Consider the following 23,097-nt stretch of genomic DNA (forward strand, 5'->3'; position numbering starts at 1 on the left):
AGACCAAATGTCTTTGTTGTTCCTGTTTCTTGCAACGAAGGGGTCCTGAATCGATTAATAAAGTACCCTAAACTTGATGGTGTTTTCCACGTTCTTCAGTTCCTTCACCACATCTTTGTCGTACTCCCTGTCCAGATCAGTGATCACATAACCCACTTCGGGGTCTGTGGAGAGGTATTGTCCAGTGATATTGAGACCGTACTTGGCCAACACTTCATTGATCTTCGCCATGATGCCCGGCACATTTTTATGGATGTGCAGGAAACGGTGCGCCTTGTTCTGTTTGGGCAACCTGATATTGGGAAAATTCACAGCATCTACCGTGTTCCCTGAATTGATATAGTCCATGATCTTGCTGGGCACAAAATCAGCAATGTCGCGCTGTGCCTCTTCGGTGCTACCACCAATGTGTGGTGTGAGTATCACATTGGACAAGCCTTGCAAAGGCGTTTCGAAAGCGCCATTGGCACTTGGTTCGGAAGGAAACACATCTACCGCGGCACCACCCAATTTTCCACTCTTCAACGCAGATGCCAGTGCATCGATATCTACCACAAAGCCCCTAGATAGGTTGATGAGCATAGCTCCATTCTTCATTTGGTTGATCTCGCGCTCACCTATAAAGTTCTTGTTGGCCTTGTTGTCGTCCACATGAAGGGTGACCACATCGGACACGGACAATAAGTCTTCCAACGTATTGCATTTCACCGCATTGCCAAGGGCCAATTGGTCCTCCACATCATAATAGTACACATGCATACCGATGGCTTCCGCCAATACGGACATTTGCTTTCCGATATTGCCATAGCCCACAATCCCTAGGTTCTTGCCCCTAACTTCCCTTGAATTGGAAGCCGTTTTGTTCCACTCCCCATTATGGATCTCGGTACTACGCGGGAAGATACTGCGCATAAGCATGATGATATGGCCAACGGCAAGCTCCACTACGGACCTTGTGTTGCTATAGGGTGCATTGAAGACCACTACCCCCTTCTTTTTGCTGTATTCCAAATCGATTTGTGTGGTCCCGATACAAAAAGCCCCTACCACCAACAGTTTATTGGCGGCATCCAACACTCTCTGAGTCACTTGTGTCTTGGAGCGGATACCAAGTACATGGACCCCTTTGATGCGTTCCACAAGTTCGTCCTCGGAGAGACTGTGCTTTACCAGTTCCACGGAAAATCCATCTTCGGATAGGTTCTCAAAGGCTGCTGTGTGCACATTTTCCAGCAAAAGGATCTTGATTCGGTTCTTGGGATAGGACAGGTTTCTTGGTAAATCGTTCACAAATAAAAATTCATCTAGGTTAGGTGCCACGTGATCGGCATTGTTAGCCGCTTTTTCACGGTGCACGTTTTCAGTGTAGGCAAAAAACTTATGGGCTATTCCGGCCTCGCGCATCACATAATCGCTATAACCGTCGCCAATCACCTGAACCTCGCCTTCCAGACCCAGGTTTTTCAAACATTCTATCTTTCCGTTGTGGGACGCGAGCACATTGGTCTCATCAAACCCAACAATATTGCCTTCTTCATCAAACTTGAAGGTATTGGCATATACCCTATCCGAAGGAATCTTGTATTCTTCGACTATGGGATCTATAAATTCCTTGAATCCGCAGGAAATCACATAGATATCTTCTGAAAATTCGTGGAAAAAATCCTTATTGGCCGCGATGGATTTGGATATCTTTTGGCGAAGTTCGGCAACGAGGTCCTGAAGATCGCTCTTGTTCGCGTTGAGCAGACGTATCCTTCTTTCCAAGGATTCAGTGAAGGAAATGTCACCATCTATCCCCAAGTTGGTGATCCGTTGGATTTCCTTTACGATCTCGTCACGCTTTGGGTTTCCCTGAAGGGTCATTTCCGCCAGAACATCCAACGCTTCGACCCTTGTGAGGGTGCTGTCAAAATCGAAAACATATTTGCGTCCCGTTTGCACCATGGATTCCATCAAAAAAATTAAGGTGTAAAATTAAGCATTAATTCCATCCCTGAAATCTGAGCTGCCCAAAAACCTTACAGAATTGTCGATAAATCAAAAAACCCTTACATTTTGTTTTAAATGGCACCTGAAATCCAACTTTTTGCAATTTGGTTCAAGATGAAGTGAAAGTTCAAGTTCAAAACGCAAGTTTCAAGCACAAGATTCCAAATTCCAGTATGCAGTTGGCAGAAGTCAGTAAGCAGTCATCAATAACTCAATCACCAAAGTCTATGTTCTTTCGTCTATTTCGACACGAATTTCACGAATAGGCACGAAATACTTCCGACGTTTCGACTACGCTCAACGTGACACTTCAGACCTCAAAACCAACGCCGGGTCAGTTTGCAGTACATACTGTATTCCTTACCGAACATTTTTGCCAATGCCTCTTCTTCCCCCTTGATCTGGAAACGGTTCATGTAGGACACAAAACCCGCTGCCAAAAGCGTATTGAAAGCGTTCCCCAATTTCAGGCCTAAGGCCAAAAGAAAAAGCAGCATTCCCAGATACATGGGGTTTCGGGTGTAGTTGTAGATGCCCGAAGTCACCAATTGGGATGCCTTGCCCGGACTCAGTGGGTCCGTGGTGGTCTTGGCCTTGATGAATTGTATGATAGAAATGAAAATCACCAAAAATCCCAAGCCCGCCAAGAAGAGGGCCAGCTCCCTCCTGCCAAAAAAATCAAAGGCCCCAACGGGCAGGAATTTGGCAAGGACATACATTGATCCCCCAAACAGCAACATCACCAGAACCGGTGGCAATTTCAATTTCATGCGACGTGTTTAAGTTTCGAAATTACTACTTTTGATCATCAAATAGAACCCCTCCACGTTTTGAAACTTGTATTTGCCACCCACAACGACCATAAACTCCACGAAGTCCAACAACTTTTACCGGAATCCTTCGAACTTTTATCGCTCAAGGATATTGGATGCTTCGATGAAATCCCCGAAACTGGGCTGACTTTGGAGGAAAATGCCAAGATCAAGGCCGATTTTGTGACCCAAACCTATGGTTTGGACTGTTTTTCGGACGATACAGGTCTTTTGGTGGACAGTCTCAATGGTGAACCGGGCGTGTATTCGGCAAGATATGCCGGGGAGCAAAAAAATGCAGGTGACAACATGGCCAAGCTATTGTCTAAATTGGACGGTAAAGATAACCGTTCGGCACATTTCAAAACCGTTATACACCTGAATATCAAAGGGAAAAGTTTTGTTTTTGATGGTATTGTCGAAGGCTTCATCACTGAAAGCCAACAGGGGAACAGAGGCTTCGGCTATGACCCCATCTTTAGGCCTGTTGGTCACGAAAAAACCTTCGGGGAGCTATCCTCAGCCACCAAAAACGAAATCAGCCACAGGGGCAGGGCCATCCAAAAATTGGTCGAATTTTTAAAAAAGAGTGCCCTATAGCTACGGCTGACCAAATTTAATGTACCTTTGCCGCTTTAATAACGCCGCCGGTATGGGCAAGGTGTTGCGATGGGCTTAAAGGGTTATAGAAAAATCGCTCGGTGCAACACAACATATTTGCGATTTTAAGGTATACACCACTATGACAAAATTTGAAGCCTTGGGGTTGGATCAACCCCTATTGGATGCCATTTCCGATCTTGGATTTGAATCCCCCTCCGAAGTACAGGAAAAATCAATCCCCATTTTATTGGGACAAGACACCGATTTGGTGGCCTTGGCACAAACGGGAACAGGTAAGACCGCTGCTTTTGGTTTTCCCATGATCCAAAAGATCCATGCAGAGAGCAGGACCACACAGGGACTTATCCTTTCCCCTACCCGTGAGCTCTGTTTGCAGATCACCAACGAACTAAAACTGTATTCAAAATATATTAAGGGTCTGAACACCGTGGCCATCTATGGTGGTGCCAGCATTACGGAACAGGCCAAGCAAATAAAGCGTGGTGCGCAGATCGTAGTCGCCACTCCCGGCCGTATGAAGGACATGATCGGACGTGGAATGGTCGATATTTCAAAAATCGATTACTGCGTTTTGGATGAAGCCGATGAAATGCTGAACATGGGCTTCTATGAGGACATCAAGGACATCCTCTCCAATACGCCCCAAGAAAAATTGACATGGTTGTTTTCGGCCACCATGCCCAAAGAAGTGGCCTCCATTGCCAAAAAATTCATGGATCAGCCCGTTGAAATTACCGTAGGCACCAAAAATGCGGGGGCTGCCACTGTACAACACGAATATTATGTGGTGGGCGGCCGTGACCGATATTCGGCACTCAAACGCCTTGCCGATGCCAATCCCGGTATCTTCTCCGTGGTCTTTTGTAGGACCAAACGGGACACCCAACGCGTAGCGGAAAAATTGATCGAGGATGGTTACAACGCAGGCGCACTTCATGGTGACCTGAGCCAGAACCAACGGGACATGGTCATGAATGCCTTTAGAAAAAAACAGGTGCAGATGTTGGTGGCCACCGATGTGGCGGCCCGAGGCATCGATGTGGACGATGTGACCCACGTGATCAATTACCAATTGCCCGATGAGATAGAGACCTACACCCACCGTAGCGGTCGTACCGGCAGGGCCGGGAAGTCAGGAATTTCCATGGTCATCGTTACCCGTTCGGAACTCCGTAAGATCAAATCCATCGAAGGAAAGATCAAGCAGGACTTTATTGCCAAAAAAATTCCTTCGGGCATAGAAATCTGCGAAATCCAGTTGTACCACTTGGCCAACAAGATCAAGGAAACCAAGGTCAACAAGGAAATCGACAGTTATCTTCCCGCCATCAACGATGTGTTGGAAGGCATTGACCGCGATGAGCTTATCAAAAAAATCGTTTCTGTAGAGTTTACCCAATTCTACAACTACTATAGCAAGACCAAGGATCTCAACACTTCCGACTCTGACAGGGGAGAACGTGGCAGTAGCGAGGACAGAGGTGGGGATATCCCATCTGAAGGTTCCGTGCGTTACTTCATCAACATTGGTGAGCGTGACGGCTATGACTGGATGTCGCTGAAAGATTTCTTAAGGGACACATTGAACCTCGAAAAAGAGGACATTTTCAACGTGGATACCAAGGACAGTTTCTCCTTTTTCAATTCGGATGCACAATTGACCGATTTCATCTTGCAGACCTTCACCGAATTCAAGGTGGATGGGCGCTTCATCAATGTGGAGGTGTCCAAAAACCCAGGGGGGTCTGGTGGTGGTAAAGGCGGCAAAAAACGTGACAGGAAACGTGGCCATCGCAAAGGTGGGGACAACCGTTCCTTCAAAGGTGGCAAAAAAGGCGGATTCGGCAAAAAAGGCGGCGGCAAAAAGAGAACTGGCTTCTATTAGTTAATTCTATATTAAATGCTACTAGGGTACTGTAGTTTTTTCTTTGTTTAGTACTTTTATACCTACTAAGATTGCATGAGAAGAATATTACTTACACTTTTCGCCCTTGTTTCCCTTCATGGCTTTGCCCAAGATGATCTGGAAAACCAAGTGGTCGGTGAAATCACTGCCACGGTGATCAATGCGCAGAGCGATATGCCTTTGGAAAGTGTGCACGTCATCAACCTGAACCAGGTAAAAGGGACCATCACCAACCAAAACGGAAAATTTACCATTCCGGCCGCCGTGAACGATACCCTTTACCTTTCCTATTTGGGTTTTAAGACTCAAAAAGTGAGGGTGACCAACGATATGTTCAAGTTCGGGGATACCAAGATAGCACTGACCGAGCTCGCCTACGCACTGGAAGAAGTCATCGTAAGACCTTATCAACTCACGGGCTATTTGGAAATCGATGTAAAGAACCTTCCCATCAACAATGCGCCGCAGTACAGCATTTCTGGCCTCAACACCAGTTATGAAGCTGGGAGCAAGAGCCCTAGTGCAGTGACAAAGGTCCTTGGGGCCATATTGAACCCTGCCGACCTGCTGCGCAACCTTTTTGGCAAACAGCCACGGCAGATGCGCAAACTGCGCCTGGTCAAGGAAGATGACAACATTAGGGACCTGCTCGCCTCAAAATTTGACCGAGAGACCCTTACCGAACTGCTCCAATTGGAAAAAGTGGATATTGAGGACATCCTCAACAACTGTAACTATTCCAAGTCGTTCATCAACACCGCCAACGATCTCCAGATCTTGGATGCCATTTCCAGTTGTTACGAAGAATACAAAGTATTGAACCGAAAACAATAGAACCGTTCATTTTCAGGTCTGGGCCCAGCTATAAATAAATTTTATATTTCCACATTCATTTTATAGCTTTAGAAAAAATCCCAATACATGAAAAAGCTACTTGTCGTCATGTACTCCATTCCCTTGTTCATCGGCTGTAAAGAGGTTAAAAAACAACCTGAAAAAATACAAGTAGTCCAGCAAGAGGCACCCAAAAAAGAGGTTCCTTTTGTCTGGGAGGCCGCCAATGTTTATTTTCTACTGACGGACCGTTTCAACAACGGAAATCCCGAAAATGATGTCAATTTTGAACGAACGGAAGAGACAGGCGTGCTCCGGGGATTTATGGGCGGTGACCTACAGGGCATCACCAAAAAAATTGAAGAAGGCTATTTCACCGACTTGGGCATCAACGCTATTTGGTTCACTCCCGTTGTGGAACAGATACACGGGGCCACGGACGAAGGCACTGGAAAAACATACGGCTATCATGGCTATTGGGCCAAGGACTGGACCGCCATAGACCCTAATTTTGGCACCAAACAAGATTTGGGCAATCTGGTGAAGGCTGCCCATAAAAAAGGTATCCGCATCCTACTGGACGTGGTGCTGAACCACACGGGGCCCGTGACCGAGCAAGACCCCGTATGGCCCGATGATTGGGTAAGGACCGGACCCAAATGTGAGTTTACCACCTACGAAAACACCACGGCATGTACCTTGGTAGAAAACTTGCCGGACATCCTTACCGAATCCAACGAAGCTGTGGAACTCCCAGATGCGCTTTTGGCCAAATGGAAAGAAGAGGGCCGTTTGAGCAAGGAACTGGATGAACTCCAGCTTTTCTTCGAACGCACAGGCTACCCAAGGGCCCCACGCTACTACATCATCAAATGGTTGACCGATTACATCAACGAGTTCGGAGTGGATGGGTTCCGCGTGGACACTGTAAAGCACGTGAACGAAGATGTATGGGGCGAACTGCACAAGGAAGCCAACAACGCTTTCGAAATGTGGAAAAAGAAACACGAGAGCAAAATCTTGGACGACAATGCTTTCTATATGGTGGGCGAAGTCTATAATTATGGAATTTCAGGGGGACGCCAATTTGATTTTGGCGACAAGAAGGTGGACTTTTTTGAGTATGGGTTCAAAAGCTTGATCAATTTTGAGCTGAAGGCCGATGCCGATAACGATTATGAATCCATCTTTAAAAAATACAGTGACATCCTCAATACGAAATTAAAGGACAAAAGCGTACTCAATTACCTCACCTCACATGATGATGGCACCCCTTACGACAAGGAACGGAAAAAAGCCATTCGTGCCGCGAATGTCCTGCTTTTGACCCCCGGCGCCTCACAAGTCTATTATGGGGACGAAACAGCCCGAAGCCTCACTATTGAGGGCGCCGAAGGTGATGCCACTTTGCGCTCCTTTATGAACTGGGAAGACCTGGATAGTTTGCCCAACGTGCAACAGATCCATAAACACTGGCAAAAACTGGGGCAGTTCCGTAAAAATCACCCAGCAATAGGGGCCGGCAAGCACAAAAGGTTGGCCAAGTCCCCTTATGTGTTCTCAAGGACCTATGTGAACGGTGATTTCAGGGATAAAGTGGTCGTTGGACTGGACTTGCCCAAGGGCAAAAAATCCCTATGGGTGAAAGGATTCTTCGGGGATGGCACCAAACTGTACGATACCTATTCCGAAACAGAGGTCACCGTTGCCAACGGGAAGGTACTCTTGAACAATGACTTTGACATTGCCCTTCTTGAATTGGTGGAACAGACCTTACTGCCTTGAATGTAGGGCAATCCGGTTGCCTTCTGTATCCAAAAACACAGCCATAAAACCTATTTCCTTACTGATTTGGGTCTTGGGTTGCATAATTTTTCCTCCGTTAGACTCAATACGGTCAAGTTCATTCTGCACGTCCATACTATTAAAATAAAGCAATGTTCCCTCGCTCCCGCTAGGTTTGTACCAATCCTTATTCTGGATCAAAGATCCTGCCGCACCAGGTTTTGCATGATCCATTGGGAACCAGCCCATTTTTGTGCCACCAAAATCCTGTAGGCCTATTTCTATCTGAAAAACTGTTTCATAAAATGTTTTCGCCCGTTCCATATCCTCCACTGGGATCTCGAACCAGCCCACCATATTGTAATCCATATCCGTTATTTTTCCAAAGTTGTCTTTAGGTTGCTGAGACCTTCCTCAAAATCTTTACCAACGGCTTTGTCCATGCTCATGAACAGCATCATAATGGTCATGGGGAATTTATTATGGCCAGAAAAGCCCCAAGTGACCTTGGTTCTGTCCCCGGCAACACTTTCGGTCACCAAATAGGCATCCGAAGTGGACTTGAAAGGTTTTAGAAAACGTAGTTCAGTTTCCACCCGTTCGCCTTCCACAATTTTTTTGATTTCCTGCTCCCCTTCCCCTACTTGTTTGTTGCCGTTCCAATAATTGGTTGCTCCAACCTCACCATCGGTTCCCGTGAACTTTTGTTGCATATCCGGATCCCTTTTGGCCCAAGGGGACCATTCATTTTGCTTTTTTAAGGATTTCAGATGCACAAAGACCTCATCCTTCGGCCGGTTTATCTCTATAGATCGGGAAACGTTGTAGGTTTTGGGCGCGATTGTGGCCAAAATCAAGATCAACAAAACAATTCCAAGGACAATGTAAAGTGCTGTCATCATATGCTTAAATGATTGGTTAACAGCTAAAAATACAAAAAAACTTTACTCAGAACGGTATCTTTTGATGATTCCCTTCACATGGTTGATGGACTTTTTGGTCCAATCCAATCGTTTTTCAAGAATCTCAATGTCAGACAGTTGCCAATCTAACTTGGATTGCCTCACTTTTTGGGCCAAGTACTGTATGATGATGGCCGCCGAAACGGAAACGTTCAGGCTTTCCGAAAAACCCACCATCGGAATCTTCAAAAAAATGTCCGCCTGCTGCATCACCTCATCGCTGAGTCCTGCCTTTTCCGTGCCAAAGAAAATGGCCGACTTTTTCTCTGGGTCAAAATCATGGAGCAGTGTGGAGTTGTCATGCGGCGTGGTGGCAATGATCTGATATCCTTCCTCCTTTAATCTGGTCACACAGTCCCCCGTGTTCCTGTACCTATGGACATCCACCCACTTCTCCGCCCCCATGGCGATGTTCTTGTCCAATTCCTTGGCAAAACGGTCTTCCACGACATGCACTTGCTGCACCCCGAACACATCGCAACTACGGATAATGGCACTGGTGTTGTGCATTTGGTACACATCCTCAATGGCCACGGTCAAAAAATTGGTACGGTGCTGCAGCACCTCCAAAAAACGCTGTTTGCGTTCCTCGGTGAGATAGCTTTCCAAATAAGCAAAGAGATCATGATCGAACATGGGGCGCAAGATAGACAAATTTGAAATGTGCCGGGATTCAACACAGGATATGCAGTCCCTTGTTCCAATGGCAGCAAGCAACTCTTTATCCCATAAAAATGATAAGAACCACTAAATTCACTTTCAAAACAATAATTATTTTGTTGTTTTGTAAGGCAGGCCATCATCTGGCAAAAAAGCCTGCTTTTTCACCAAACAAGAATTGATGGAACTACAGTGTTGCCAGGGCACCGTTCACCACCAAAAACGGAAAAATGATCAAAAAAATCATCCTGACCCCTTTTCAGAGTTTTGTAAAGATTGAGGGCTTTAGTGGCATCCTATTGCTCATCACGACCATAATAGCCCTTATCTGGGCCAACTCACCGTTCGGGGACAGTTACCAATCCATTTGGCAGTACAAGCTAGGGTTCAGCACTCCTTTTTTTGAACTGCAAAAACCGCTGATCCTTTGGATCAATGATGCATTGATGGCCATTTTCTTTTTCCTGATCGGATTGGAGATCAAAAGGGAATTTTTGATCGGGGAGCTCAACTCGGTCAAAAAAATAGCTTTCCCTCTTTTTGGAGCCTTGGGCGGTATGTCCGTGCCTGTACTTTTTTACCTCTTCCTCAACCACAGTCCAGAAACCCAAGTGGGGTGGGGCATTCCCATGGCCACCGATATTGCATTTTCTTTGGCCGTCCTAAACGCATTGGGGTCCCGTGTGCCCCTGAGCCTGAAAATCTTCCTGACCGCATTTGCCATAGTGGACGACATTGGGGCCGTTCTGGTCATCGCTGTTTTTTACAGCAGTGACATTGACTTCTCCCTCCTGCTCTATGCCTTTGGGCTTTTGGCCATACTCTATGCCATAGCCTACAAAGGGATCTACTCTAAATATCTGGTCACTTTTTTTGGCATCATCATCTGGACATTGTTTTTAAAGGCGGGGATCCATCCAACCTTGGCAGGGATCCTGTTGGCTTTTTCCGTGCCCATCAGGCAAAAGGTGGATACCCCTGAATTCATAGACAATCTGACACGGATCACTGAACGGATCAAAAAGGCCAAGGTCTTGGACAACTCCATGCTCTCCAAAGAACAGATCGGGGAAATTGACACCCTGGAATATTGGACCGATAGCTACCAATCCCCTCTTCAACGTCTGGAACACAATCTGCACGGCTGGGTCGCCTATTTCATCATCCCGGTCTTTGCCCTGGCCAATGCAGGGGTATCATTTAACAACTCGACGGACCTGGATACCCAACTCATCATCAATATGACCATCTGCCTTGTGGCCGGAAACAGTATCGGTATCTCAACCATCATCCTATTGGCCAAAAAAATCAAATTGATCGAGGTGCCAAAGGACATCGGGACACAGCAGATTGTGGGAGTCGCCTTTTTGGCCGGTATCGGTTTCACCATGTCCATTTTCATTGCAGGGCTGGCCTTTGAAAACGACCCCATCAATATAGACTCGGCCAAAATCGGGATTCTTGTGGGATCGTTCATCTCTGCGGTCATCGGTTTCCTTATTTTGAGGTGGAAACCCCGTAAGACCATTTCCATTGATCCTCAATAAAACACAACCATGAGCAAGCCAAAAGTCGTTGTACTTACCGGAGCAGGCATGAGTGCCGAAAGCGGATTGAGCACCTTCAGGGACGCCAATGGTCTTTGGGAGGGCCATGATGTGATGGAAGTGGCCTCACCTCAAGGTTTTGCCCGTAATCCTGAATTGGTGCTGGAATTCTATAACCAACGTAGGCGACAATTGCTCCAAGTAAGCCCCAACCAAGGACATCTGGCCTTGGCGCAATTGGAAAACCGATTTGATGTGAGCATAGTGACCCAAAACGTGGACAACCTTCACGAACAGGCGGGAAGTTCCCATGTGGTACACCTGCACGGTGAACTTTTCAAGGTGCGGAGCACCAAAGATGAAAATCATGTGTTGGAATGGAAGGAAGACCTTGTGCTGGGCGATCTGGATCCACACGGACATCAACTACGGCCCCATATCGTTTGGTTCGGGGAAATGGTGCCCTTGCTCCAAACGGCAGCAGAAATCACCCAACAGGCCGATGTGCTGATCATCATCGGCACCTCCATGCAGGTATATCCCGCAGCCAGCCTGATCCATTATGCGGATGGCCAAACGCCCATTTATTTTGTAGATCCCAAACCAACTGTGCGTGCATCGGATTTTGGTAACCTGACCATCATCCCAAAAACAGCTGTGGAGGGGGTTCCGCCCCTTGTGGAAGAACTTTTCAGTACTTGGCCCTAGCGCCATCGGCCCAGGTCACCAGAGCGATGATCTGTTCTTGGGTCAATCTGGCATCGCCATGGGTCCAGGTGTATTCCTTTAAGGGCATACCTCCTTTTTTCACCTCTTCCACCACTTCTTCCAATTTATGGTCCTTCTTTTTGTCCGTATAGTTTTCCCAATCGGAAAAATTGAGGTGTTTCTTCCCATCTTTGATGTGATCGGCCAACCAATAGGATACCGGTGCCACATTGTTGTACCACGGATATTCCGTATGGGCACTATGGCAATCATAACAAGCCGATCGCAAAATTTCCTTCACTTGTGCACTGGGCGCGGTCTCTGCTTCAAAAGCAGCAACATAATCGCCTTCGGCCTGGTTTTTTTCAGGTCTGTAAAATTGCATGCCTATCAGGATCACCAATAGGGCAATCGCTATTTTTTTCACTATTTTCATCACGAAAAGGTTTGTCATAAATATACTTTTTTTTGTGACTGAAAAGGAACTACATATCGCACTGGACTCCGGAAGGCTTTCCAAGCCCCAAATTGACCGATTGGTACGCGAGCTTGAAAAGCAGCCCGAACTCGCCAAGGTGCTATTTGAAGCGATATTTATGGAGGACCGGGAGGGTACGTTCAACGCCAGTTGGACCTTTGACCACCTGATGCGAAAAAAGTTGGAGTACCTGTTGCCCTTCTTTGATGATTTTGCGAACAGGTTGGGCGAACTGAGGACCGAGTCCTGTATCCGCCCCATGGCCCATGTGTGCGAAATGGTCTGTAGGGCCTATTTTAAAAAGAAGGAACCCGCTTTTACACAACATATTACCGACACCCAACTGGAACAGATCATGACCGTGTGTTTTGATTGGCTCATCAGCCCCATGAACATGGCACCAAAGGTATTCTCTATGACGAGCCTCTTCTATCTGGGGCTAAAATTTGATTGGGTGCATCCAGAACTGAAGCAGGTTTTGCAGGACACCTTTGCCGATGGAACTCCGGGATATCGGAACCGGGCCAAAAAAACCCTGGATAAGTTGGCCCAATTAGGCCATTAAACTCTACGAGTTTAAGTATCTTTGGGGCTTTCAAAATTTTCTTGACCATGTCTTTGACCCAACTCAATGCGATTTCGCCCATTGACGGCCGATACGGAAACAAAACCAAGGCACTAAGGGATTACTTTTCCGAAGAGGCCCTGATCAGGTACCGTGTTCTGGTAGAGATTGAATATTTCATTGCCCTATGTGAGGTGCCTTTGTCCCAATTGGCCGATTTCGACAAAGCGTTGTTTTCCGATCTTCAAAAAATCTATTTGGAGTTTTCTTCGGAGGATGCACTGGGTATCAAGGAAATTGAAAAGACCACCAACCACGACGTAAAGGCCGTGGAGTATTTCATCAAACAAAAATTTGATGCTCTGGGGCTCCAAAAATACAAGGAGTTCATCCATTTTGGACTGACTTCGCAGGACATCAACAATACGGCTATTCCGCTATCCATCAAGGAAGCCATGCACGAGGTCTATGTCCCTTCTTATTTGGAAGTATTTGAAAAATTGAAGGAGCTGGCCAAGGAATGGGAAAACATCCCCATGCTGGCACGAACACACGGTCAACCGGCCTCCCCTACCCGTTTGGGCAAGGAAATCGAAGTATTTGTGGAGCGGTTCAAAGAGCAGTTCAATTTATTGAACGACATCCCGAGTGCGGCCAAATTTGGGGGTGCCACCGGAAATTACAATGCCCACAAAGTGGCCTATCCGAACAGGGACTGGAAAGCTTTTGGAAACCAGTTTGTCCAACAAAAGCTGGGGCTCCACCATTCGTTTCCCACCACACAGATTGAACACTACGACCACATGGCCGCCCTATTTGATGGTTTGAAGCGTATCAACACGATTTTGATCGACCTCAACAGGGATATCTGGACCTATGTGTCGATGGATTATTTCAAGCAAAAGATCAAAAAAGGGGAAGTGGGCTCATCGGCCATGCCCCACAAGGTCAACCCCATCGATTTTGAAAATTCGGAGGGCAACCTTGGCATCGCCAATGCTGTTTTTGAGCACCTATCGGCCAAACTGCCCATTTCCAGAATGCAGCGTGACCTAACGGACAGTACGGTATTGCGAAATGTGGGTGTTCCTTTTGCGCACACCCTGATCGGGTTCCAATCCACTTTGAAAGGGCTGAACAAATTGGTCCTGAACCAAGAAAAGTTTGAAAAGGACTTGGAGGACAACTGGGCCGTGGTCGCCGAGGCCATCCAGACCATTTTGCGCAGGGAAGGCTATCCTAATCCCTACGAGGCCCTAAAGGGCCTGACCCGGACCAATGAAAAAATCACCCAAAAATCCATTGCGGATTTCATTGAAACGCTGGAGGTTTCGGATGCCATCAAAACGGAATTGAAACAGATCACACCGGCAAATTATACAGGAATCTAATGACTCTTTACCAAAAAATCCTGTTGACTTTTGGTTTCCTTTTTCTTTTCGGTGGATCTTTGATAAAAATTCTGCACTGGGAATTTGGCCCCATCAATGGCTCCCTATTGATATCCATTGCCTATCTTCTGCTTTTTATTGCAATACTTCTTTACATTTGGCGGAAACCAAAAAAATAATCTCAGTGAATTGACTAGAGCCAGATTTTGTTTTCAATCTGGACCCGGTTCATTCCTTCAGTTGTTCCAATCGGGTAATGGCGTTTTGATTTTGGGAATTCAATTCCAACGCCTTTTCAAAACTTTCAATGGCCTTTTCCTTTTCACCCATGAACAGATACCCTTCTGCTAGACTGTCATATAGATTGGACGAATTTGGAAAAAGCGCTATGGCCAATTTAAATACTTGGATTCCTTGGGAAGACCTTTTTGGATTGAAAACGAGTTGTAGTCCAAGGGTGTTCAAATCAGCTTCCGGTATTTTAAACGTGGGATGGCTTTTCAGTATTGAATCGAGTAGCTGAGATAGGTTTTCATAGTTCTGGGCCATGGCCAAATCATTGAAATCCTGAAAGTTGAATCTTCCTATTTTCGGTTGTTTGATGGTTTGGGTCGCCAACGACTTTGCCATTCCATTGGCCAAGGGACCATTTTCCATAAAATCCGATGCTTTTTTGTTTTGATTCAACGTGGCCTCTAGAAAGTTCAAGGTGTAGGCCGCGACCCATTTATAGGATTCCATGATTTCCGAATCACTTTTGTCCTGCCTAGGGTCCCTATGGGCAAAAAGGACGCCCAACGTGCTGAAATGGCTATGCGTCAGATTATGGAACTTCAATCGATAGGATTTACTGTTTGAAATACTATCATACAATTGGAATTTGGAGTTCAGTTCCGCATCTATCTGATCTTCCTTCAAGACGATTTCTGGGATGTCCTTCTGCGCCATATGAATGTAGGGGACGTCTATCTTACCTTCATCAAAAAAAGGGGATTGATTGAGCAGTCCATATTGATACCGTTCTGTTCCATCAAGGCTGACAATGGCTTTTACGTTGTCATTTCGATTTTGCACGATAATATTCGACAATCCTCCAAAACTGAAACCCATGACTGCTATTTTATCATGATCCACCATTGGAAATTTCCCCGCTTCTTTCATCAAAAACTCCACATCCCTGGCTTGGGTCTCCATTTCCTTTGCATTGTTGTTGCCAAACCAGCGGGTTTCGGCCCCCCTACTTGGACTTGACATGACCACAAAACCATGACTTGCCAAATATTCACAAAGGGCAAAGTTCTCGATGGATGACGCTTGGAAACTGGGCGTATAGAGAATCAGTGGAAATTTTCTTTTTTCGAATTCCACATCAGCATATGCGGTCGTTTTTTCTTCAAGATGCTTTTGGTTTTCCGGCGTATCGGAATAATAGAACCAATTCAACAATTGCTCGTTGGGCAAATGCTCCCACTCCTCTTCCTTTTTCAGTATTTCGAAGTAATCTAAAATCTGTAAGGGTTCCAGAACTTCAACATTTTGTCCGGACGGATACCACATACTCACGGAAATAGGCCTTGGCACCTTGGCGTTGGTGTAGTCGTATATTCTACTGTATGTCCTTGTGCTGTCAGAAATTGTATACTGCCGAAATCCTACGTTGTGATGGCCATTTTCAAGGTTGATTTCCTTGAGTGAAGTCTGGGCAATGATCAGTTGTGCTTGGAAAAGCATCAAAATGGGTAGAATGGTCAATCTCACAATAGATCGGTTAGAATTCATTTTTAAAGATGTCCTGATTTCTTCTTTGTTACAGTTTTTGCCCTTTTAAACCCTACTTGGCCCGGTTTTCTTTCATTTTGAAGGATTATCTCACTTCAGATTCCTCACTGCGTTCAGAATGCCAAGTGTTGTGTGCGTTCGAGCGCAGCCGAGAACTGAATGCTTATCGATCACACATATTTCGACACCCCTAAAATCCCCTACCTTCGGCAGGCAGGCCTAAAGCGACAACTGTATTACCCTTCTTTGCGAATTTCCACTCGGTGCGGATAGGGTATTTCGATACCAGCGGCATCCAAGGCCAATTTGGATTTTTCATAGGTCTCAAAATACACATCCCAGTAATCCTCAGGTTTACAATAGGGTCTCACCGCAAAATTCACGGAACTGTCCGCCAGTTCCAATACATTTACTGAAGGAGCTGGCTCCTGAAGCACTTTGGGGTTGCTGGTCAACACATTCAAAAGCACTTCTTTGGTCTTTTTAATGTCCTCTCCATAACCCACCCCGATCACAGTGTCCACACGCATCTTCCCCTCTGCCGTATAATTGATGATGTTCCCGTTCGCCACAGCTCCGTTGGGCACAATGGCAAGTTTGTTTTGAGGAGTCACCATCTTGGTGGTGAATATTTCGATTTCCTTCACTTTTCCCAGAATACCCTGGGCCTCGATAAGGTCCCCAATACGGTACGGCTTGAAAATCATAATGAGCACTCCGCCCGCAAAATTGGAAAGAGATCCCTGCAACGCCAACCCAACAGCAAGGCCGGCAGCGGCGATCACGGCCGCAAAGGTGGTCACATCCACCCCCAACCTGGAAATAACAACAATCACAAGGAAGACCTTCAGCGCCCACGAGAACAGGTTCAACAGGAATTTTTGGAGCGATTCGTCATATTTGCTCTTGGACATCATTTTTCGGGTGCCCCCTGTTATTCTCTTGATCACCCAGATGCCTACAAGGTAAATGAGTATGGCGGTAATGAGTTTGGGACCAAATTCTTTGGCCAATTCCAGGCCGTAGTTCATCCATTCTTCAGCTTTTTCCATGATAAGATTTTTAAGTTAGTGTTCTTACAATGAGACACTAAGTTAAAAAAGATGGTCACAAAAAGGTGCGAAAAATAGGCCCAAAAACAAACGAGGGCGACAGATGTCGCCCTCGTTCCATTGTATGATGGTCGGTCTTAACCTTTCAAAAAGTCACCGATTTGGCCCAGACCTTCACCCTTGTATTCGGATTTTTGGATGGCCTGCATCAATTGCATGATGTGGGCGGGATTCATGTCCTTGCCCAAAACGCGCACTAGGGCAAAACCCTTGTCGTCACTGTCCCCGTAAATGATCACTTCATCAATGGCATCTTCATCGCCAAGATATTTGATCACTCCCTTCCCGTACTTCGAATTGATCTTCATCAATTCCACAAAATTGTCGCCTTTGAGGATTTCCTTTACTTTTTTCTTCTCTATCTCAAATTCGGCACCGTTCTCTGAATTCTTCTTGAAAGCCAACAAATTGAACTTCCTCAAGGATTCCACTGCTTCTTTTTGTGTGGGTGTCAAATCCACGCCATCCATTTTAAGGATACTGGCCGGGACATCTATGGACAGGAAATTGGGGTTCTCTGAATTGTCCACATAATATTCCTGTAGGCTCTGTTGCGAAGAACAGGAAGCCACAAGGATGGCCATGCTTGCCAAAATACTTTTAATCATACCTTTCATCTTTGCTCTTTTTTGATTGATTCATTAAAAACCAGCATGTCAGCTGATAGTTATTGGTGGTTGGGTTTTGTGTTTTGTTACACTTCCAGCCCATAACGATCAGCCGACAGACTTTTTAGTTGTTCTTTCCTGCTTTGTTCAGCTCTTGGGGCAGGTTCATTTTCTTGGTCAATGAATTGATCTTGTTGAGATCGATGTCCCCGGTAAGTGACAACAGCACGGTCTCCACGTTTCTTCCATTGGTCTTCACCTTGTCCAGGTCGGTCACCAACATGAGCAGCTCGCTCACATGGTCATCATCCCTTCCTTGTTTGATATAGAACTTCACGTTGGCGTCTTTGTCCTTCACTCGCATCAATTCTTCCATTTTGGAAGAATTCAGGTAGCTGTTCACGGCCGCTGTCATATCGGAACCGATACTTTTGTTGTCGGTAGTGAACACTTTCAAGCTTTTCAGGCTACTGGCAATGTCCATAAAATCCCTGGCCTCTGGGTCATTGACCTCTACTTCTATTTTTGACAACAGGTTGAACATGCTCTTGTTCACCACTACGGAGGTGACCTCGTCCATATCTTCAAACTTGTCAAAAAGGGATTGTGAAAATCCGGCCAAAGGCAACAATGCCATCACTGCGATCAAAATATACTTTTTCATCTTTTTCGTTTTTTAATTGTTGTTGTAAATTTTTTGTTTTGCTTCTTCGAACTCTTTTAGGTAGGCCACTTTTTCCGTGCCCCTTCCAAAATTCTCGGCCAAGAGCTCAAAGGCCTTTTTGGTTTCCTGATAGGCATATTCTGCCTGTTCAAGTTCCTGCTGTTTTCTATCCTGATATTGCTTACCAAAATAGAGACCAAAGGTGAGAACTACTGCCGCTGCAACGGATAGCCACTTGTAATAGTTTACTCTAGGTTTTAATGGAACCTGCTTGGTGTACCTTTCTTCCTTGGCGATGGAAAAGTAGTTGAACATGGGCCTATATTGCTCTAGGTGCGGTGCTACGCTGTCCTGTGCGAAATACTCCCTAAGTTTCCGTTCCTCGGCCACGGTGGTCGTGGCCTCGAAATACTTTTCCAATATTTTTTCTATGTTACCCAATTCCATAGCTATGTTTTTTTGTTAATTCGTCCCTAACTGTTTTTCTTGCCCTGGACAGTGCCACGCGCACCGCCGTAGGTTTCATGTCGAGCAGGTCACAGATCTCCTCGAACTCGTATTGCTCCACATCGCGCAGTTGCAATACCATTTTTTGTTGTTCCGGCAGTTCTTCCATGATGCGCTCCATCCAACCTATGCTATCTTCGGCTTCCAATTGCTTCTGTAGCGACACGGTTTCATCCGTGTAGTTGCTGTGCACCAATTTCAGGTTACCAGCTTGTTTGGACTTCAAACGGTCCAAACAAAAGTTTTTGGTCATGGTCATGGCAAAGGCCTCTACATTTTTGTACTCTCCCATCGACTCATTTTTCGACCAAAGCTTCAACAAAATTTCCTGTGTGGCATCTTCCGCTTCCTCCCTGGACACCAACAGCCTTTTGGCCATTCGGTAAAGCTTGTCCTTGAAGGGCATCACCACGTTTAAAAATTCTGTTTGTTTCATTTGGTTGTCTTAGTTGTTTTCAGGCTTAATTATCGCCCTACAATATCACGACGACGCATATCGAAAATTGTTACAAAAAATTTGTAATCTCCCTTTATGTGCCTATTTTGCATAGTGGTTCTTTCAATTTTACCAAACATTCCAAGCCCCTATTCCAACCTATTTATCGAATTGGAATGAAAATTGAGGAATTTTTATAAAATTAAGCTATGAAAAAATATTTCTTTCTCCTATTGGGCGTTGCCTTGGTCTTTTCTGCTTGTAGCGATGATGATAATCAAATTAAAAATGGGGAAACCCCGCAACTACTGGCGGGTTCTGAAGCTATAGCTCAACATTTTATGTGGCAGGCGATGAACCTTTGGTATTTTTGGCAAGGGGATGTGGCCGACCTAGCGGATGACCGGTTTTCTTCGGATGCAGCATACACAAAGTTTTTAGAGGCCACATCCAACCCTGAAGCCTTTTTCTATCAAATCTGTAACAAACACGAGGAAATTTACGGGGACAATGCGGTGGACAGGTTTAGTTTTGCCTACGAAGATTACGAAGATCTGGTCAGCAATCTTTCCGGGGTTTCCAAGAGCAATGGCCTTGAGTTCAATTTGATGTATAAATATTCCACTGGCAATGAAATCTTCGGATATGTATTGTATGTATTGCCCGACTCCAATGCTTCTGGTGCCGACATTGTTCGGGGAGAAATGTTTACCCGTGTCAATGGTGTACAGTTAACAGATAGCAACTATATCAGCTTGCTCTTTGGCGCCAACGATACCTATACGTTGGGCATGGCCCATATAGAAAATGGGGATTTTGTGAATGACGCCAAGGAAGTCACCCTGACCAAAGTGGCCAATCAAGTCGAAAACCCTATTCTGGTAGCCAAAACGCTGGACGTAAATGGCACTAAGGTGGCCTATTTGATGTACAACCGTTTTTTGAGCAGTTTTGACGAACAACTCAATCAGGCCTTTGCACAGTTTAAAGTGGAAGGAGCCACCGAACTCGTGCTGGATATGCGCTACAATCCTGGTGGCAATGTGAACACTTCACGCCTCTTGGCCAGTATGATCTATGGCACCCACACCGATGAAGTTTATATAAAACAACGATGGAACGATAAAGTCCAAGCCCAATTGACCAATGAATTTTTGACCGATTATTTTGCCAATACCACGGGCACGACCAGCATCAACGCCCTAAACCTAAGCAGGGTCTTTGTATTGGCCACCAACGATTCGGCCTCTGCCAGCGAACTGGTGATGAACGGATTGGTACCTCATATGGAAGTCATCCACATTGGTGAGACCACTAGAGGTAAAAATGAATTTTCCATTACCTTGGTGGACGATCCGGATAATAACTTTGCTTATAATAGTAACCGTGAGGACAAAATCAACCCAAACAATAGCTGGGGTCTCCAACCTTTGGTTGGACGTAATGAAAATGCAGCTGGGTTTTCCGATTACACCAGCGGCCTAGTTCCCGATATTGAGTTGGTAGAAGACATCACCAATTTGGGAATTTTAGGAGAAATGGATGAACCTTTACTGGCCCGTGCATTGTTAGAAATCTCAGGAGAATCTGCTAAAATGGACTTTACGGTTGAAATGCCGGCTGAACCGTTTACTTCCTCAAGGCTCCAAACACCCATGAGGGACAATATGTACTTAGATAAACCTTTGGATCTCCAAATACAATAAAAAAAGTCGTCTCTAAAGTTGATTTTTCCGTCAACCTGAACTTGTTTCAGGTTCTCACAATGATTTGTTTGTCAATGATAGGATTCTGAAATGAATTCAGAATGACGAACCACCATACTTTAGAGACGGCTTTTTATTTTTATAGATTCAAGTTCAGGCCTAGCCGAAAATTTCGTCCCCTAGTGGTAAACCCAATAATTTCTGTGTAATCCTCGTTCAGTAAATTGTCCGCCGCCAAAAACACATGGAGTTTGTTCTGAATCAACTCGTGCCCCAGATACAGGTTCACCAAAGAAAAAGATTCCAAAGCCACATCGGTATAGGTCACAAAATCTGTATCGAACCGTTGGCCCGTGTAGGCATAGCTCAACGATACATTTGTTTTCTCGCACAATTGATACCCCAAGGTCACATTGGCCTTGTGTTTCGGAATGCGGATGGCATTGTCCCCTTTGCGTTCCGTAAAGGTATAATTGGCATCAATGGTCAGGACATCCAAAGGAAACCATACCGCTTCCACTTCCACTCCATTGGCATCGATCTCATCGGCAATATTGATGCTCATAAAATTGACATCGTACCCAATGGCATTCTTTTCGTTTCGGTCAAAATAAAGCGTGCTGAACCGCAACCTATCGTTCACCTTGAATTCAAGTCCGCCTTCTATGGTCCTGTTCTCTTCGGGCTCCAAATCAGGATTTCCTCCAAATGCCCCAAAAAGTTGGGTCAAGTTGGGCGTAATGTATGAAGTGGCATACGACCCGAGCAATTTCACATATCCGTTCGAGGTCTGGAACACATAGGACGGATTGACATTGTACACCACATGGTTTCCATACTCCGAATGGTTGTTCAAACGCACCCCGGCATTCAGGTTCAAACCAAAATCAGAAACATAGACCACATTGGCATAGGGATCTACAATGGTGAAATCCACATCTTCTGAAAAAATAGCTTCATCCTTGATGTAATTCACTCCAAGTATGGTATGCCACTGCTCCCCGAAAACATATTTGTTGTAGAGGTCCAACACCCAATTGCTTCCCTCAGAAACACTTTCACCATAGGTATCCCTGGAGTTGGTCTCATAATCGGTAAGTGCCGCATTGAGGTGCAAGGAACCTTTTCCATACGAAAAGGAAGAGGATACACCCACCCTTTCCTGTTCATTTCTTCCTATGTTCGGGGCGTCCGCATTCGATGCATCGTATTCGTTGCTGAACTTGGTCTGGTTGCCATAGACCGACACCTCAAAATCTTTGGAAAACTGATAACCCAACCTCACATTGGTACTGTAGTGCGAAAACACATCCTCTTCATTGTCCGGCGTTACCGCTGCAGACAATCCACTCTTGTAGCGGTTGGAAAAATCCACGGCATAGTTGAACTTGTCCAAGGTACCGTTCACATTCACCGCATTGCTGATGCTTCCCAGATCATAGTTCTGGTCCTCCGCGGTCTGGTTGGTGCCGATACTGGTACTGAAACTGCCGGAAATGTCCTTTTGGGAGCTTCTTTTGGTGGTGATGTTGATCACGGCCGCGGCTGCATTGGTGCCATACAAGGTACTTGCCGCCCCTTTGATGATCTCTATGGACGCAATGTTTGTGGGGGACAACAACCGAAGGTCATATTCCTGCGAAAATGTGGAGGGGTCGGATACCCTCACCCCATCGATGATCACCAAGACCTGTTTTCCCCGGCCGCCGCGGGCATAAACGCCCAAAACATCACCGTCGCGACCACGGCTACCGGCAATCTCGATACCGCTCTTGGTGTTGATGATCTCGGCAACCGTCTTGCCTTGGCTGCGTTCCAGTTCCTTTGCGGTGATCTGGATTACCGTCTTTCCTGAATTTTCTCGTTTCAGTTCAAATTTTGAATCGCTCACAACAACCTCGTCCAGTTGCTGCACTTTTAGGGAATCCTGCTGTGTGTTTTGCGCAAGAAGTCCCTTGCCCGCCAATAGAGCGGCCAATAACCAAAAATGATTTTTTTTCATTTCGTTTACGTGAATAAAC

General features: G+C 45.7%; 22 protein-coding genes. 9 read left to right on the forward strand and 13 right to left on the reverse strand.

Annotation, left to right across the window (positions count from 1 at the left end):
• Positions 1-54 precede the first annotated feature (54 nt).
• The gene (serA, locus tag DB398_RS03105; protein WP_108423212.1) at positions 55-1,947 is read right to left on the reverse strand and encodes a phosphoglycerate dehydrogenase; all 1,893 of its coding nucleotides are present in this window, start codon (positions 1,945-1,947) and stop codon (positions 55-57) included.
• 362 nt (positions 1,948-2,309) lie between these two features.
• A complete protein-coding gene (locus tag DB398_RS03110) occupies positions 2,310-2,762 on the reverse strand; it encodes a methyltransferase family protein (protein WP_108422950.1) in 453 nt (150 codons plus the stop codon).
• A 60-nt stretch (positions 2,763-2,822) separates the two neighbouring features.
• Here DB398_RS03110 and DB398_RS03115 point away from each other — a divergent pair, with 60 nt between their 5' ends.
• From DB398_RS03115 to DB398_RS03130, 4 genes are all read left to right on the forward strand, one after another.
• Positions 2,823-3,404, forward strand: coding sequence for a non-canonical purine NTP diphosphatase (locus tag DB398_RS03115; RefSeq protein ID WP_108422951.1), 582 nt, complete (start codon positions 2,823-2,825; stop codon positions 3,402-3,404).
• A gap of 142 nt (positions 3,405-3,546) precedes the next feature.
• On the forward strand, positions 3,547-5,313 hold the full coding sequence (locus DB398_RS03120; RefSeq protein WP_108422952.1) for a DEAD/DEAH box helicase: 1,767 nt from the start codon (positions 3,547-3,549) through the stop codon (positions 5,311-5,313).
• 75 nt (positions 5,314-5,388) lie between these two features.
• Positions 5,389-6,168, forward strand: a complete 780-nt coding sequence (locus DB398_RS03125; protein ID WP_108422953.1) for a carboxypeptidase-like regulatory domain-containing protein — start codon at positions 5,389-5,391, stop codon at positions 6,166-6,168.
• Positions 6,169-6,255: 87 nt separating this feature from the next.
• Entirely contained in the window at positions 6,256-7,953 is a 1,698-nt protein-coding gene (locus tag DB398_RS03130; protein ID WP_108422954.1) for an alpha-amylase family glycosyl hydrolase, read from the forward strand.
• Here DB398_RS03130 and DB398_RS03135 read toward each other — a convergent pair.
• Genes DB398_RS03135 through DB398_RS03145 form a run of 3 tightly spaced genes read right to left on the reverse strand, consistent with a single transcriptional unit; the run spans position 7,942 to position 9,551 of the window.
• Positions 7,942-8,322 carry a VOC family protein gene (locus DB398_RS03135; RefSeq protein ID WP_234416016.1) on the reverse strand — a complete coding sequence of 127 codons (381 nt, stop codon included), beginning with the start codon at positions 8,320-8,322 and terminating at the stop codon, positions 7,942-7,944. The two genes, DB398_RS03130 and DB398_RS03135, sit on opposite strands and share 12 nt — an antisense overlap.
• A gap of 5 nt (positions 8,323-8,327) precedes the next feature.
• On the reverse strand, positions 8,328-8,852 hold the full coding sequence (locus tag DB398_RS03140; protein ID WP_108423214.1) for an SRPBCC family protein: 525 nt from the start codon (positions 8,850-8,852) through the stop codon (positions 8,328-8,330).
• A 45-nt stretch (positions 8,853-8,897) separates the two neighbouring features.
• Positions 8,898-9,551, reverse strand: coding sequence for a TrmH family RNA methyltransferase (locus tag DB398_RS03145; RefSeq protein WP_108422955.1), 654 nt, complete (start codon positions 9,549-9,551; stop codon positions 8,898-8,900).
• 254 nt (positions 9,552-9,805) lie between these two features.
• Between DB398_RS03145 and nhaA the strand changes: the two genes are divergently transcribed.
• Positions 9,806-11,122, forward strand: coding sequence for a Na+/H+ antiporter NhaA (gene nhaA, locus DB398_RS03150; RefSeq protein ID WP_108422956.1), 1,317 nt, complete (start codon positions 9,806-9,808; stop codon positions 11,120-11,122).
• Positions 11,123-11,131: 9 nt separating this feature from the next.
• The gene (locus DB398_RS03155) at positions 11,132-11,830 is read left to right on the forward strand and encodes an SIR2 family NAD-dependent protein deacylase (protein ID WP_108422957.1); all 699 of its coding nucleotides are present in this window, start codon (positions 11,132-11,134) and stop codon (positions 11,828-11,830) included.
• On the opposite strand, the gene DB398_RS03160 is transcribed toward DB398_RS03155, so the two are convergent.
• Positions 11,814-12,266 (reverse strand): heme-binding domain-containing protein, encoded by a 453-nt coding sequence (locus DB398_RS03160; RefSeq protein WP_108423215.1) that lies wholly within the window; start codon positions 12,264-12,266, stop codon positions 11,814-11,816. The two genes, DB398_RS03155 and DB398_RS03160, sit on opposite strands and share 17 nt — an antisense overlap.
• 34 nt (positions 12,267-12,300) lie before the next feature.
• Here DB398_RS03160 and DB398_RS03165 point away from each other — a divergent pair, with 34 nt between their 5' ends.
• Entirely contained in the window at positions 12,301-12,873 is a 573-nt protein-coding gene (locus DB398_RS03165) for a hypothetical protein (RefSeq protein WP_108422958.1), read from the forward strand.
• Positions 12,874-12,920: 47 nt separating this feature from the next.
• The gene (purB, locus tag DB398_RS03170; RefSeq protein ID WP_108422959.1) at positions 12,921-14,264 is read left to right on the forward strand and encodes an adenylosuccinate lyase; all 1,344 of its coding nucleotides are present in this window, start codon (positions 12,921-12,923) and stop codon (positions 14,262-14,264) included.
• A gap of 228 nt (positions 14,265-14,492) precedes the next feature.
• On the opposite strand, the gene DB398_RS03180 is transcribed toward purB, so the two are convergent.
• From DB398_RS03180 to DB398_RS03205, 6 genes are all read right to left on the reverse strand, one after another.
• Positions 14,493-16,022, reverse strand: coding sequence for a dienelactone hydrolase family protein (locus DB398_RS03180; RefSeq protein ID WP_234416017.1), 1,530 nt, complete (start codon positions 16,020-16,022; stop codon positions 14,493-14,495).
• Positions 16,023-16,279: 257 nt separating this feature from the next.
• Complete coding sequence (locus DB398_RS03185; RefSeq protein WP_108422962.1) at positions 16,280-17,095, reverse strand: mechanosensitive ion channel family protein; 816 nt, start codon at positions 17,093-17,095, stop codon at positions 16,280-16,282.
• Between the two features lie 137 nt (positions 17,096-17,232).
• The gene (locus tag DB398_RS03190) at positions 17,233-17,772 is read right to left on the reverse strand and encodes a DUF4252 domain-containing protein (RefSeq protein WP_108422963.1); all 540 of its coding nucleotides are present in this window, start codon (positions 17,770-17,772) and stop codon (positions 17,233-17,235) included.
• Between the two features lie 115 nt (positions 17,773-17,887).
• Positions 17,888-18,427: a DUF4252 domain-containing protein gene (locus DB398_RS03195; RefSeq protein WP_108422964.1), complete on the reverse strand. Its 540-nt coding sequence runs from the start codon at positions 18,425-18,427 to the stop codon at positions 17,888-17,890.
• A gap of 12 nt (positions 18,428-18,439) precedes the next feature.
• On the reverse strand, positions 18,440-18,874 hold the full coding sequence (locus tag DB398_RS03200; RefSeq protein ID WP_108422965.1) for a hypothetical protein: 435 nt from the start codon (positions 18,872-18,874) through the stop codon (positions 18,440-18,442).
• Positions 18,861-19,370 (reverse strand): RNA polymerase sigma factor, encoded by a 510-nt coding sequence (locus DB398_RS03205; protein WP_108422966.1) that lies wholly within the window; start codon positions 19,368-19,370, stop codon positions 18,861-18,863. The genes DB398_RS03200 and DB398_RS03205 overlap by 14 nt, the downstream gene beginning before the upstream one ends.
• Positions 19,371-19,579: 209 nt before the next feature.
• On the opposite strand from DB398_RS03205, the gene DB398_RS03210 reads away from it, so the two are divergent.
• Positions 19,580-21,076, forward strand: coding sequence for a S41 family peptidase (locus tag DB398_RS03210; protein WP_108422967.1), 1,497 nt, complete (start codon positions 19,580-19,582; stop codon positions 21,074-21,076).
• Positions 21,077-21,215: 139 nt separating this feature from the next.
• On the opposite strand, the gene DB398_RS03215 is transcribed toward DB398_RS03210, so the two are convergent.
• The gene (locus tag DB398_RS03215) at positions 21,216-23,078 is read right to left on the reverse strand and encodes a TonB-dependent receptor plug domain-containing protein (RefSeq protein WP_108422968.1); all 1,863 of its coding nucleotides are present in this window, start codon (positions 23,076-23,078) and stop codon (positions 21,216-21,218) included.
• Positions 23,079-23,097 lie beyond the last annotated feature (19 nt).

The organism is Flagellimonas amoyensis (genome assembly GCF_003058265.1).
In the GTDB taxonomy this organism is placed as follows: Bacteria; Bacteroidota; Bacteroidia; order Flavobacteriales; family Flavobacteriaceae; genus Flagellimonas; species Flagellimonas amoyensis.